Annotated in this window: 3 protein-coding genes; all 3 read right to left on the bottom strand. The window is 40.4% G+C overall.

The genetic code is table 11. From position 1 onward, the window contains the following. Positions 1–497: 497 nt before the first annotated feature. Complete coding sequence (locus CJ239_RS11175; RefSeq protein ID WP_102211614.1) at positions 498–8,786, bottom strand: SIALI-17 repeat-containing surface protein; 8,289 nt, start codon at positions 8,784–8,786, stop codon at positions 498–500. 155 nt (positions 8,787–8,941) lie between these two features. Next, on the bottom strand, positions 8,942–15,892 hold the full coding sequence (locus CJ239_RS11180) for a SpGH101 family endo-alpha-N-acetylgalactosaminidase (RefSeq protein ID WP_102211615.1): 6,951 nt from the start codon (positions 15,890–15,892) through the stop codon (positions 8,942–8,944). A 358-nt stretch (positions 15,893–16,250) separates the two neighbouring features. Beyond that, a partial coding sequence (yaaA, locus tag CJ239_RS11185; protein ID WP_142367012.1) for a peroxide stress protein YaaA occupies positions 16,251–16,470 on the bottom strand: 220 nt, incomplete at its 5' end.

Consider the following 16,470-nt stretch of genomic DNA (forward strand, 5'->3'; position numbering starts at 1 on the left):
GCTATCCCTTCCTCTCCCCGCTACCTCACGATAGTCAGGCTTGGGAATCGCTATTGGGTTCACCGGTAGCGGGTGCCCACGGAGGACTCATACTCAATGAAAATCAAAGAGCAAACTAGGAAGCTAGCCGCAGGCTGTACTTGAGTACGGTAAGGCGACGCTGACGTGGTTTGAATTTGATTTTCGAAGAGTATTACACCTCAGATGTACGACATGCCCGTCGTACTTCAAAAACCACACAGTGTTGCTTTCAGCTTGATGATGCTCAATACTGAAATCACTGTGTGGTTTTATTGTGACATTAATGTTTATCCGGGATCATTGAATAACTCTTTTTCGAATTCTTATACTCAATAAAAATCAAAGAGCAAACTAGGAAACTAGCCGCAGGTTGCTCAAAACACTGTTTTGAGGTTGTAGATAAGACTGACAAAGTCAGAAATACATATCTACGGCAAGGCGACATTGACGCGGTTTGAAAAGATTTTCGAAGAGTATTAATCCTTTTTCCCTTTTTTGACAAAAGCAGCAGATAGAACTAGTCCAAGACCACCTAATAAGGCTAAAGTAGCTGATTCTTCTCCACCTGTTGCTGGAAGTTGATCTTTAACTTTAGCAAGCGATGTTTGTGGTTGTTCTTGTTTTTGTGCTTGATCTGTTTTCACTGATGCACTTGCAAATTCATCGGACTTTTCAACAGTAGTTTCAACATCACTATTGCCACTGCTCATCTTATCTCCATCGACTTTATCAACAGAATCTTTCAAGTTTTCCTCTGTTGGAGTGGCTTGATGACTTGCTGTTCCTTCATATTCTGATACTTCATGGACAGCTACTTCAGTGCCATTTACGCCACCGATAAATTCTGGGACTTCTACTACTGGTGATGGTAGCTTGCTTGGGTCTCCCATAGATTCAGTATACTCTGGAACTCCATGGGTAGCTGCCTCAACTGCGTTTACTCCGCCTTTGAATTCTAGCCCTTCTACTACTGGAACCATATCATCTCCTGCTGTGCCAATAGCTTCAGTATACTCTGGAACTTCATGAACAGCTGCTTCAACACCATTTACGCCACCAGTATATTCTGGGACTTCTACTACTGAAGCTGGTTCATCGCCCTTACTTGTATTTGGAGCTGGTTTGGCTGGTTCTTCTGGAAGTTCTTGGTGGAATGTCGTCATTTCGTAGAACTCTGGTTTACCTCCTTCCCAAACAAGTTTCACATCCAATAATGGAGATTTATCTCTGACAGCAAATGTTTGGAAGCTTGAGGTAATCTCACCTATTTCTGACCAAGAATCTCTTTTATCTGATTTAAGAGTTCGAGCCAATACTCGAGCCTTCACTCCTTGCGGAAGACTTGAAACAAGTCGGATATGGTTCACATCTGTCGGTTCTGACAAGTGGTAGACCAGCTCACCTTGTTCTTTCTCAGCCTTATAGCTAGTCAATACCTTACCATCTACAAGGTTGGTATAGAGATTACCTTGGCTTTCACCACTGTTTCCTTGAACAGTTGGGTCATTAATTGGTTTCACGAATTCGCCATCATTGATAACCAACTCAGTGAAGCCTACAAAACGAGCATCATAGTTAGCTGTAAATAGAACACGGAGATAATTGGCTTTAACTGGACTTGCAAGTTCACCCTCGATGTAGCGGTTTCCTGGCATCTTAGAATCATGTGTCCAACCATCTGTCAAGGAATCATCACGTATCTCATTGGTAACACCGTCACCAACTGTCACAAGATCTGTCCAAGTCTTACCATCTTGACTGACTTGAATCTTACCATCACGCAGATAATTTTGAGTTCCATCTTGAATATAAGCTCTAATTTTCTTAATGTCACGTTCGCTACCAAGTTTCAAGGTGATATGACCGTCTTTACGAGCATAGTCTGAGAATTCTACAAAGTTATTATAAACTCCATCGAACAATTGATCCAAGTTCTTAATCTTACGAACATCATTGCTACCATATGTTGGATGGATTCCCATTGATGTCGAATCAAGTGTGGTTGGTTGAACTTCTTTTGTCTGAACAAGTAGAGAGGTTGCTGTCACTGCTTGTTCTTGGTCAGTCTTGTTGACCAAACGAACATAACGTACCAAGGACTTATCTGTCACTTGATCAGCTGGATACCATTCTTGGGCATTTGGAGAATATTCCAAATTGAGGGATGGATTTTCTGTACCAACCGCTTGAATGAGTTCAGCTTGGTGAAGACGATCAAGTTTCATACCCAAGTAACTATGAGCTGGAAGCTTGCTTCCGCTCGGAATTTGCATATTATAACGACCTAGGCTGTCATAAACTGGAGTTGACTTCAAGTTTTCAACGTTTGTATCAGTCAATTTGCTATTGCCTGCACGTGTTTCAACCGAAAAGTCAGCTATACGCCACCATAGGTTGGTATTCTTAGTGTTGCGAATACGGACATAGCGAGCTGAAATTGGAGTTTCGATTTCTTTGGTTTGTTCACCAGTCAAGCGATCCAATTCTTGCCATGAGTTACCATCTGCAGAATATTCAAGAACACCTTCTGCTAATTTATCTCCTGAACCTTGATGGAGACGAACCTTAGTCACAGGTTTGACTTCGCCTAAGTCTAGTTGTACCCAACTATTTACTGGAGTTGTATCAGTTCGATCAGCATTCGCAAGCATGGCTTCAGTATTGTCACGACCGTCTGTAATCTGACCAACTGTCGTATTGTACTTGTACATAAGATTTGGACTAATCGTCACAGTAGCTGCCTGTTTAGCACGAGTAACTTCCACAGGGCGGTTAACAGCAATTTCTCTTACAGCAAACCAAGTATTATCACGATCTGAAGTCGCAATCATTCGAACAGCCTTGGCACGAATATTGAGTTTTTCATATTTAATAAGAGATTCATTTCCAGTGTAGCTTGGTTCTGAAAGTGTTACCCACTCATCATTTTCATTGAGATACTCAACCTTAGCATTGTTAAAGGTATCACGAGGATTTGCTTGAGTTCCCATTGCAAAGGTCAAGTTTTGGAGTGGAACAGCTTTGTTAAATTTCAAGCCAATGTAATCACCAGTCTTGATACTGTTTGGCGATTTGATTAATGCATGAGTTCCCAAATCTCCATCAGTTACCTCAGCCAGTCCGCCTTCTACACCTGTACGGTTTGTGATAAAGGTACTGATAACTTGGTCTGGATGCAAGGCTTTTTGAACTTCTGTTGCCAAGATTTCACGCAGTCCAAGCAAGAATGGACGGATATGTTGAACACCTAACTCAGCTTTTTCGTCATGGTCTACATAATGGAAAGTATGAGTTTGAGACTGTTCATATAGTTTCAATCCTTTATAGTAGCTATCCCAAAGTTTTGCAGAGTCATTTGTAGCAATAGCTTCTGTACCATCAAGGAGAGCACTCAAGGCATCCATTTGGTCAATGGTATTGTCCAACCAATAATGGATTTGAGCACGCATCTTTTCATCACCAGATGCTTTATAAAGTTGAGCTGCAGCTTTTAGTTTAGCAAATTCCGCACGCAATCCTTCACGCTCTGCGCTGACATCTTGACCTGCTTTCAACTTAGACATAAATGTTGCCAATTTCGGAGCAAGTTCAACAGACTCTTCCAATTTCACAACACGACCATCCATGTTTTGGTTGATCATATGTTTACCAAGCTCACGGAAGGCAATAGATGCTTCACTATCTGTAAACTTACCATTTTCAACAAAGTTAAAGGCGATATCGTTGACTTTCTTGGCTTCTTCTTCTGACTTCCATTGTTTCCATGCATATTGGGCTGCTGAGAAGAGGGCAATCTTCGATGGCTCAGATTGTTGCATTGGATTCAACATAATCCCTGAAAGGAGACTTGAATCTACATTCGGATGAAGGAATTTCTCACCACCACCTAAGATTAAGTGTTGTTTAGAGTTATCTGTAACAGGCCAATTGACCCATAGAGAAACTGGACGATAGGTCTTACCACCTGCAGTCAGGTTGTTCTTAAGGTTAGAGAGGAAGCTTTCGGATACTTCACCCCAGATCTTACCACCAGTAAGGGTCATAGAGGTTGAAGTTGGAAGATTTTCATTGAGTGCTTTCAACTCATCTTCACGGCCATTCCCCCAATATTGACCTGGGACAAAAATCATTTCCTTACGAAGGCCACCATAAGTTGCTTGTTTTTCAGTCAACCAGTCTGTCATGTCCTTCATCAAGCGGTTGTAGCTATTGTAGCCACCAACTGGACTTGGGGCATCATCGGCCAAAATACCGAACTCACGAACACCGACATCCATCAATTGAGTGAATTTAGCTTTAATAGTTTCAAGGTCTTTTTGGTAGTCAGCATCGTTGCCAAAACGGATACGGTTATTCATGAATGGATGGATGGTCCACACATAACGAGTCTTGTTTTGGTTTCCGACACGCGCCAATTCACGAATTTCAGCTAGTTTTTCTTCTGGATAAAGTTCACGCCATTTCTTATTATGGTATGGATCATCTTTTGGTGCAAAGAAGTATTGAGTCAACTTCAAGTCACCACCATAACGCATCAACTCAGCACGATCAGCATTGCTCCAAGGGTTACCATAGTATCCTTCGATAAAGCCACGGTTCTTAATTTCAGCATAGTCTTCAACTGTTACGTTACGCAAGACTGGAGCTTCACTTTCATTCAGCATGTGTTTGAGAGTCGTTAAACCGTAGAAGACAGCATCTGTATCTTTACCGACGATAGAGATTGTATTGTTCTTGATTGACAAGGCATAAGCATCAATTTTATCAAAGAGTCCTTGAGAAATTCCAGACACTTCTTTTTCAGCCTGGGAATTTTGACCATGAACACCAAGGTAGATGTTGGTAGCACCTGCCACTGCTGATTGACTGCTTGTGTATGAGATTTGATGATCTTGTAAAACACTCTTCAAGCGGTTACGAGTATAGATATCCAAATTATCCCCCATAACAAGATTGACTTGTTTATGGAGTTTTGTAACACCTTCATCGTAAGTTACTTTTTGTGGCGTTGGGAAGACCTTGTACTCTTTCTTAAGGTAATCTTGACTTTTCGCTGCTGCAGCAACTGTTTCATCACTTGTTGGCTTGCTAGCTACAAAGTTATCAGCAAGTTCAGTTGTACCATCACCCATTTCTTCAACTTTAGGTGTTTTTGGAGTAGCTGGCTCTTCTGCATTGGTAGTAGAAACTGGTTTCAGAAGTTGAATTTCTGCAGCACTACCAAATCCTGCAACACCTGCTAGAACTTTTAATTCTACCTTATCCGTTTCAATTGCATCAAAGTTCACTGTTTTCTCTTTGGCATTATTTTCCCAAGTTCCTGAAGCAACTTTAACCCTCTGACCATCTTTTTGAGCATAAATTTCATAAGAGGTCACGACACCATTACCACCACCTGGACGTGGAAGATAAGTCAAACCATTGACTTTTTCACTTGCTTTCAAGTTCATAGCAACTGTGAATGGCGCTTGATGTCCAGACCATTTTGAATGCCAGAAGGTGTTTGGATCATTGTCAAATGCTTTTTCTACTGCTCCTTCTGTTACTGTTCCTGGTGTTTCCTGGCTAGTTGCAGAAACTGTAAAATGATCATTTGGAATCAAACGTGGATTGACAAATAGTTCATTTGACAACTCAGCACTATGCAAGATTCCTTTGAAACCACCGATCGTTTCAAGTGGTAGAACCAAGCTATTATGAGCAAAACGAGGATTAGCTGGATTTGCAATACGTTCAACCTTTTCACCATCTACATAAACTTCTGTCGATTGTGGCTTCGTTACAACAGAAATTTGATAACGTTTGTTCTTTTCAAGTTTTTTGTTGAATTGAATATGGAATTGTTCAAAAGTATAGGCAAGATAGCCATCTTTATCTGCAAGATAAAGTTGATTATTACCACTTGTTGAGAAGGTTTGTTCGCCATCACCAGTTACAGTAACATCCAATTTCAAGACATGACTTGGTCCCGCATCACCAACTAGACCTTCGATCGTACTGTCTTTATCGAAATTCAATCCTGCTTCAGTCTTCTTCACTTTCTTAGCAAGGTAATCTTTGACAGTCTCAGGATTAATCTTGAACAAGTCTTCTTCAGATACGGTCTTATCTGGATTAGATTGTGGTGCATAAACACTTGCTGGTTGAACACGGTCTGCATAGGTCTTGGCTGCACGATCTGAACCCCAAGTGCGTTCTGCAGTGGATTGCATACTCTTGAAGAAGCGTTTAAAGATATCGTAAGAAGTAAGTCCAGTTTCATGAAGGTCAATGTTATCATTCCAAACTGCATGACCACCACCAATGATATTAGGATTAGAAGCTTCTAGACGTGGGCCACCACCTGTTGAGAAGTCATTTGGTGTCCAACGATTGTATTGAATTTCATAATTGGCATAATCACCATAAGCAGTTTGGCTATTGCTACCACTTGGGACACTATATGTTGGGATATCTGTAATATTAATAATCTTAGCTCCCTGAGCAATAGCTTCTTTTGGTTGCTGCCAGCCAATACTCCAGATATCAACTTCTACATCTTTCCAATCAACCGCTGTTTTACCTCGTTTCGCACTGAGCGATCCCCAAATACGAGGTGTATATCCTTTTCCTTTAATGTATTTAATAAGGTCATTGACATAACGACGATAGCTTTCTCTACTACCATAATATTCGTCCGTACCAATATGAACGGTAGATACGCCATGAAGCGGTGCATCTGGTCCATCTAGGAGTTTGTCATAAACTGATTTGACAAAAGCCAGCGTTTCATCGTATTTATTATCTAGATCGAGCATGGCTACGCGCTCTACGTTATGTTTACCTCTGTAATCGCTCAGACTACCTTGATACATGAGGTCAGGACGAACTTTGACAAATGACAGAGCATGACCTGGTGTGTCAATTTCAGGTACTAGATTGATATGCAAGGCCTTAGCAAGTTTAATCAGATTTTGCATCTCTTCTTTAGTATAGTGCTCATCTGATGTTAATTTTTGACCATTCTTACCAACAATATCTGTCTCCACACGGAAGCCTGTCTTGGCATGCTCTAGAACATACTTCAGTTCTTCTTCTGGACTTAAGTTCTTACCTGCCAAGTGCTCTTTTAGGAAGATATAGTTATCATTTAGGTGCAACTGCAAGTCATTCATCTTGTAGTAGGCCATGTTTAGCATGATGTCTACAATCGTATCATAAGGGATAAACTTACGACCTGTATCTAGCATAAAGCCACGGTGACTGAAGCTTGGGAAGTCACGGATTTCTCCATTTTGCAAATTATTTTCGCCCATTTGTAGAAGGGTACGAGTTGCGTAAAAGGCACCTGCATTTGTCGCAGCTTCTACTGTGATGACTCCGTCTTTAATGCTAATACCATAGCCTTCCTTGCCATAGCCTTTGTCTTCAACCTTTTTAAATTCAATTCGTTTTTGAGCTGTCTGATTACCTGTTGCAATTTCTAAGCCACGACTTTCAAGGTCAGTCTGATAGAATTTAGCTTCTTGACCAAATCCAGAATCGCCAACTGAAATCACTGTATCTGATGTTATTGACATTTTTCCTTCAGTTCCATACCATTGTTGAACTGCTGGTGCAACTGCTGGTTTGGTTCCAACGCCTTCGTCTGCATACAAGCCTTTAATAAGAACTTCAAATTCTTTTGTAAAGGTATGGCTATCTTTGACTTGTTGGACCATGACCTTAACAGTTTGATCTGTTAAAGGTTTATAGATTTTATTATTAAGGTCGACAACTCCTTGCTTGTTACTTCCAATCAAACTAACTTGACCAGGCAATTTAGGCAATACAAGTGATTTTCCATCTTTAGCAACTGCTAGTTCTGTCACCTGACGAATGTCTGTTGGTTTGCTGGTATCTGGAATATTTGAGTAGGCACGGATTTCTTGGATACCAACATTTTTCCAGTTCATAGTACCAGCTTGGTAATCTGTAATTTCAAGTTTGAGGTACTTGGCTTGAATAGCTTCTTTCAAGTCAACTTTTTCATCAAGAAGTGGAGTTCCTGTTCTTTGATAGGCTAATTTCCATTCTTTAACTCCCGAACCATTCACATTTTCTTGACCTGCATAATAGAGATTCCATGACTTGATATTGGGGTCATTTTTTTCACCACGAGCACGGCGATCCCAATCAATCTCCACATGCTTAATCACTGTTGTCTTTTCCAGTGTAAATTCGATAGTTGGTTTATCAACGTTTTGGTCAGTTGCCCATCGAGTGTCAGGTTTTCCGTCAATTGCCTTTTCTGCTGTGTATTGTGTGTTTGCTTCATGGTTTGATGTTGTAGCAGAAGCTTTTTCCAAATGATTAACATCTGGAGTTTCGACCAAATCTTTAGTCACTGGCTTTTCAGATGGTTTAGCTGTTGGAGCTACTTCTTCTTTTGGAGTTTCTGCTGGTTTCGGAGTCACTTCTTCCTTAGGAGTGACAGTTTCAGTTGGTTTTGTAACTGTTTCTCCAGTATTTTCAGGCTGACTTTCTGTCTCACTTGGTTGAGTTTCAGTATCCCTCGTCGTAGTGGCAGTTTCTGCCTTTTCAATTGCTGCTACTATATCTGCTGGCAGTTTATCCAGAGACTGAGCCTGTGTTATTGTTCCTTCTGTCTCACCAGATCCTTCTGTTTCAGCTGCTTGAACCATTCCAGCACCAAATATACTAGCACCAATCATAACAGAAGCTGCACCAATCGTAAATTTACGAATACTATAATGACACCGTTTCTCAAAAAAATGTTTTCCCATTTTTTCTTATTTCCTTTCATACGCTCACAATCGTAAACGTTCTCATTTCCCTTTAGAAAAAGAGAGAACCTAGAGGTCCTCTCTGGGTATTCTTTTTTCTCCACTAGAACAAGCAGAGAGTTTGAGCTCCCTTTTAATGAAAACTCCTGTATATTCTAATCTTCTTTTCTCTTTGCAAGAAATAGAGCAGACAATGCTAGACTGAGGCTGGCAAGGAAGAAAAGATGATCTGACTTGCTAGTTCCAGTGTCTGGAAGTTTAGCCTTCATTTCTTCTTTTGCTTCTTCTATCTTCATTCTTGGTTTAGACCTATCAACTGATTGTGCTGCTGAACTCTGCTGCTTCTGATTGAATTGATCTGTTGATGGAATTTGTGACTTACCTCCAACTTCCTCATTGGATGGAGTCTGTGTCTTACCTCCTACTTCCCCAGTAGATGGAGTCTGTGCATTTCCTCCTGCTTCCTCAGTAGATGGAGTTTGTGCATTTCCTCTAGGCTCATCAGCTAATGGGCTCTGTTGTTTAGAAACTGGTTTATAAACTACTGCATAATGTCCTAGTTGACTAGTTGTGAATTCAATTGTTCCTTGACTATTTGTAAAGTTTACTGACTCACCTGATGCAGTATAGTACACCCCAGCCACTTCACCAGAAACTGGTACTCTAACAAGGACTGCACCTTTCGGCTGAACCTTATGATTATCCTTATCTACCAACTGAAGAGCATAATCATCAAATTCCATACCTTGTAGGCTTTGATCTGTTACTTTTTGAACTTGAAGATGCATGTCCGGTGTAAAATCTCTTGCTAGTCCTGCAACTACAACTCCTGTTGATTTATCTGATAAGACACGAACCTCTTCAGTTGGCTTGTCTACCGTAGGTGCTGCTTGGTCACCTGCTGTTCCCATTGCACCTGTATATTCTGGAACTTCATAGACAGCTGATTCTGCCGCATTGACGCCACCATTAAATTCTGGCTGAACTGCTAGTGTTGGAGCAGCTTCTTCACCAGCTGTTCCAATCGGCCCTTTATACTCAGGCACTTCGAGAATTGGTGCTGTCTCCTCATCTTTGCTTGATGTTGGAGTTTCAGGTTTCGGTTCTGGAATTGGAGTAGGTGTTTCATCTTTCAATTGGTCGAGATAATCTGCAAAGTATTTAATCATTCTATTTGTTAAGAGATGGTTATCTGTTGCAAATCTCATGCTGGAAACAACACTTGCTACTTCCTCTTGATTTTCTTTGCTAGTCAATTTTTGAGCTTTAGCTAAGGCCGCTTCATATGCCGATGTATCAAGAGTTGCTTCAGTCACTTGTGGACGAGTGAAGACCAATTCTGCAGCTGATTGATATTGATTACCACCATCTCCGTAAGTGCGTGTTCCTGTTAGAACAATCTTCTTAGCTTTGATCGTCTTGCCAAAGTTGATATCTTTAGGTTTGTTATTGTCAGCCCAATTTGTTGCATTGAAGGTATGTTCCTTACCTGTTTCATCAGTTACTACAAGAGTCACATCTCTCAAATTACCATTTGAACCAGAACCACGTGGAACATAATGGAGACCAGTAATTTCAGTCGGTTCTTTCAAGATCATTGTAGCTGGTTTACCAACATCTCCTCCGCCCCATGATGTATGCCATAAACTAGATAAGTTTCCATCAAAGGCATTTGCAAGACCTTCACCAGCCTGAGCAGGAGCGCTTAGGCTTGCAAAGTCATCTGTCACAAGAGCTGTTTTCTTCATCACTAAAGCATCTTTAAGAGCATTGACCTTAGCGATTTCTGCTTTAGCTTCTTCTACACTAATATCATCGTCTGCTTGACTAAGGTTAAAGACAGCCTCTTTCAAAGCATCCATTGTTTCTTTAGTATAGTTCTCCATCGAAACAGTCGGAAGGTAGTTCTTAACAACATTTTCTGCCATCATCTTACCTGTCAAAACAATTTCTTCAATTTGAAGTCTGTCCATAATGAAGTCATTGTAGCCACGGAAGTTCGCATTACCACCAGAGTCTCCACGTGTGTTGCTTGCATTGCCTGTAGAGTAGATACCTACCCATGTATCGCCTGTTTCTGCACCTGTTACGAGGAAGGTTACCTTCTTAGCTTTCTTAGAATCTGTCCAAGTATTTGGCAATTCATGCATTTCCAAATTGCTTACTTGATTACCGCGACGACCTGACTGGAATTCACCCTTACCGACTACAAAGGCGTAGGTATTGTCAGATCCTGCTTCGTATTCAAAGGTTACACGATAAGTCTTACCAGCTTCAAAACGGAAATTTTGTGGAATTGTTTGGTAAACCAAGTTACGACGACTTACTAGACCGTTTGTCTTGAGTGACCAATTTCCTTCGATAACATCATCGACTTTCTTACCATTCCAATCACGTTGTGTATATGGATCATGTTTTTCAGATAAGTGAGTACGATTATCCTCAACTCCTTCGATACCACCAATTACAAATGGGAAAATACCTTGAGCGACATTTTCAAAGTCTTGTTTAAATGTTCCTTTAGCTGTATCATGATTATCTCCGTACATACTTGAATTGTTTTCAAAGGTACGAATTTCATCAAAGTAAGTTGCTTCATCACCAGCTTCACGACTCAAAGTAAGAGTGACATTTGATACATCTGAACCTGTTGTAAAGAAGGCATACATGTTTTGGAAGTAACTTGTATCGTCAACTGTAGCATTGTCACGTCGAGTATTATGGGCATATGCCTTAACATAGTTAAGAGCTAGTGACTTATTGGTATAGCTAGTCACTTCTTTTTCACCAGTATTCACTGTGATACTTGCCTTAGCATTACTACGGTTATCAACACCGACATAAACAGCATACTTAGTATTTGGTTTCAAACCAGTCAGTTTCTGAGTAAGGCTGACTGTGCTCTTGTTGCCTTGGATACGAAGCATTTCATTTGCGCCTTGTGATTTGACAATTTCTGCCTTAGAAGCATCACCAGAAATAGTCCAGTGTTTCAAAGTTCCACTGTTAAATCCTTGGTCATAGATATGCATACCCTCACTCCATGACATTTCAGGATTGGTTTGTTTTGAACGATAGAGAACATATGGCTGATTTGCAGTTAGATCAAGAGTAATCTTACCGTCTTTCACGACAACTTCTTTTTCCTCAGTCTTACCTTGGTCAGTTAGTTTATAAAGGTAAACCTTGCCATTTGCCCAGTCGCTAGGAAGTGTCCAAGTTGTTGCACCTGCTTCAGTATTGAAGTAGTACATTTTTTCCTTGTCACTAGCAAGTTTCTTACCATTTGCATCCCAGTTCCATGGAGTCAAGTAAGCTGAACCATCTTGGATAACACGTCCGTTGAGCGTTACTGTACGTTCACGGTATTGTGGACTGTGGACATCATTGGATTTACGAGTTACCACAACCTTATTGTTGTCAGCATCGACCAACTCGACTTTCATTTCTGGAGTCCATTTATAGGTACTACCATTATCAGTCATGGTTACTGGTTTGCCATCTTCCCATTTGCTGACTGTGAAGTGTTGGAAGTACTTAGTTATGACGTCATGAGCAAACAAGTTTGTTACATAACCGTTATAATCACTACGTCCTTGCCATCCTTCGAAGTCCTTCATGCTATAACCGCCTAGAAGTGGGTAGTCAGCTGCACCACCATAACTTCTGTAGTCCCCAACCCAAGAATCTTTTTGGTGGTTACGGATAAAGCGAGTAATGGCACTGTTAATACCTTTATTTGTATAGCCACCGTAGGTCAAGTCAGCTGCCCAGTGTTGGAAGGTAGAGTCGTATTCACCACCATGACCCCACTCAATCGCAAAGCGCCAACCTTGTTTGTTGATTTCTTTAGCAAGAACGTGGGTAGCCCAGGCACCATTATCTCCTGATTGACCATTTCCCCAAACGTCCACATAGATAAAGTCGAGACCTTCACCAAGTTTGTTCTTCAACTCTTCCCAGCGAGCTAAGCGTCCATGCGCCAAGTCATAAGCAGCATCAATATTAACTCCTTGATCTAACCAGTTCCATCCATAGCTGTAACTACCATCTGGATTCTTACGAAGAATATCTTCATTAAAATATTTAGACTCAGGATAGGTTTCTGAAGCGTTGACGTGGATACCGAGGTGGGCACCATATTTCTTCGCTTTCTCAATCAAAGCCTTGAAGTCTTCAACACCACCAATACGTTTACCGATGTCTGCATAGTTCAAGTGTCCAGAGTCATGTCCTTCACTTCCGTATCCCTTAAGAAGTATACCTTGACCAAGACCATCTGTATGAAGGTTAATCTTCTTGATCCCATCCAAGGTCATGAGGAATGGGTTTTGCGCTTGTGAACCAAAGTTCATAGCGATACGGTAAGCTGTAATGTCTTTAACTTTTTCCCAACCTTGAGGGTTGTTCATGATGCTACGATAAGCAATGGCTCCATCCTGCCAGTCTACTTTATTATCAGCATTGGCATCTTCTGTGATAACAACCTTGGCACTTGGAAGTTCCTTCGTATATTCTGGGAAGACAATGCCCTTATAAGCTTTTTCCCATTGCCATTCGGAACTTTGGATTCCTACATAGTTTGTATTTCCAACAGTTTGTTTGAATGCTGTCAAACGAGTCCAGTCATTCGAACCACCACCGTAGCTGTTTTGAGAGTTGCTCCAAACACCTGCAGCAAGTTTATCCGTAGAAACAAATCCATACATATAGCCCTTAGCCAAGTCCTTCATTGGATTGGTTACGGCAATATGGTCATCTCCACTGACATGCGTGTTATTTGACATAGTTGCCCCATCAAACTTAGCCCCAGTTTGGTCGCTTGAAACCGAAACAAGTGAATTTCCTAAGAAATTAATAGATGAGAGTAGCTTTCTTTCATCATCAATCTTTTGTCCTGGTGTAACTTGGTTATGGTTTACAATCTTAGTCACAGCAAAGTGAAGTTGGTTATCCACTACTTGCAAACGAACAGTCATATCTGCATTGATTAGATTAGGCTCATCACGGAGTTTCATTTCATATTCAGCAGTCGTTGCATTGACCTTTTTATAGGTAACTTCAGGAGTCACAGCGTGCTTGTTGATCACAACTTTATTAATTGGTTGCACTTGTCCTGGGAGCTTGTTTCCATTTAGAACATATTCTTTAACACGTGGGAAGGCTTGGTCGATAACTGCTTTCAATACTGTAGATTGAATAGTGTCGTATTTTACATTGCTATCATCTACTGTATCGCCCTTTTCTTTTTTAGTGGATTCTTGATCTGTTTTAACTCCCTCTTGGTTGTCAGTTTTGACATTGACAATTGTTCTTTCACTACTATTGTAGGTTCCAGCTTTAAGAACAATTTTCTTTTCATCTTTTAGTTTGTCATTTACTGCAGATGGCAAGGTGACTGTGTCAAATAGTTTCACATCATTGTTAGTTGCATTCAGTTGTCCATCTGATTTGAGACTAATCGTCAAGTGGTTAGTTGAACCATTAACAGGAGCTGCAACACGATTACCTTGGTACCAAAGTCCACTTCCATTTGACTTATATTCCCAGAACCATCCACCGTGGTCATATCCTACAAAAACGTTGTTATCTGTGTCTTTAAATTTCATGAAGACACCAAAGCGAGACTTACCTGTTTCGGATTCTTCTTTAAAGGTCAAATCAACGGTAGCATTCCCATTAGCATCTACTGTCAAACCAGCTTTTTCAAACAAGGCTGGTTTTTTACCATTGTCATTTTGAGCAGTTGAAGCTAGTTGGTTGTAACGAACTCCTTTTTCTTCACGGACAGTTACTGTTCCCTGTTGTTCTTTCTTTTCAACTGTTTTCCATTCTGGAGTGACTTCTTTTGATTCAGTCGGTTTATTCTCAGATGGTTTGGAATCAGTTGGCTTGTTCTCAGCTGGTTTATTTTCTGCTGGTTTGGAATCAATTGGCTTGTTCTCAGCTGGTTTTTCTTCTTTTGGTTTGTCCTCTTTTGGTTTTTCTTCCTTGTTTTCCACTTGTTTATCGAGAGCATCTAGACCAGCTGGTTTCGTTGTTTCAATACCCTTGATATAGTTTTGAATCCATTCTAGCTGAGCAGGTGAGAAGAGAATACCTCCACTACGTTTACCAGAGACACCATTTTGGTGGATACCAATCAATTTCCCATTTTCATCGAAGATTCCGCCACCACTAGCACCTGGTTCACTTCCTTGATAGCTAATCCCACGAACACCTTCTCCGTGATTGTTAATGTCCTCAACAGTTGTATTCAGAATTGGATCGAGTTCTCCTTTTGGATAGCCAAATACATGAACCTTGTCTCCTACCTTAGTTGTAGCAGGCTTGTCAGTCACTTCAACAGGTGCATTTGCAAGAGGTGTACGAAGCTTAACGATTGCCAGGTCATTTTTATATCCTTTGAGGAATCCTTCACGATCCCAGTGTTTCACATCATTCTTACTAAATTTGACATCTGGTGCCCCTTGGTAAGAAACTGTATAGACATCTCCATCACTCTCAACATTATCAGCTACCTTACGATTATTTCCATCTGGAACATCTTTGATAAAGTTATGAGAAACAGATAAAACTAGATTTTCCCCAATAACGATACCACTGCCAATCCCCGCAGCGCTTTTAATTTCAACAGTCGCACCATAGTTTAATTCTCCATTTTTTGTTTTAGCGACATCTTCTGGAACTAAACTTTTATCTTCTTTTTCTAAGTCTTCTTTTGATGCAGCATGACCATTTTCTTCAGCCTTATCAAGTTTTCCACGTAGTTCATCAGGAAGAGTATCTGAAGTTGATGAGCTTATTGCAGTTTCTTTTTCTTTTGCCAGTAATTCTTCTTCAGTCTTTGGCCCTTCAGTTACTTCAGGAGAACCTTGGTCTTCACCAGCTTTTGGTGCTTCAAAATCATGCCCTCCGTCCTCTTTAGCATTTGCAAGAGCTGCAGCCAAATCAGCCGGGATATTTGCTGTTGAACCTGTTTGTGCAGAATCTGCTAGGACAGTACTAGTTCCAAAGAAAGCTGCACCAATCATGACAGAAGCAACCCCTAATGAAAATTTTCGAATACTATATTTACAACGTTTTTCAAACAATCCTTTATCCATTAAGTCCTAAATCCTTTCACTATATACGTAAGCGTTTACATCTGCTATTTAAAAAAATACTCCTTTCTGTCTAAAAAGTGCAACACTTACATCATTAAATAAAAAATAATTACACTTTTAATATAACAAATGATAGCCGATAAAGCAATAGAAAAGATAGGAAATGACTAATTTTTTCTTTCAATCCTAATAAAATTAAAGTATAACATCTCCAAAATACTCTAGAAAAATAAAATACATATCATCAAATTTTTTCAATATCTGATAATATGCATTTTTCTGATTTTAAAGACTTTTTATCCAACCTCATGCGTTTCAAAAACGAAGAAGTTGAGCCTCAATTTGAATTTTTCTCTTTTCATACCTCCTTAACAAAAATCAATTCCTGTGGCTGGGACAGGTCTTCTCTGTAGGCAAATCCTGCAAAGCTTAAGCGACGAGCCTCCTCCACTGTTTTTACTTGATTTTCTATCAGGACTGTTAGGAAGGCACCACGCGCTTTCTTAGAAATAGTTGAATGAATCTTCAGATGACCATCTTTATCCTCCATAAATTTAAAGGTCACCATCTTTTCTCTG

The sequence above is a fragment of the Streptococcus sp. UMB0029 genome, from assembly GCF_002871495.1.
Classification (GTDB): domain Bacteria; phylum Bacillota; class Bacilli; order Lactobacillales; family Streptococcaceae; genus Streptococcus.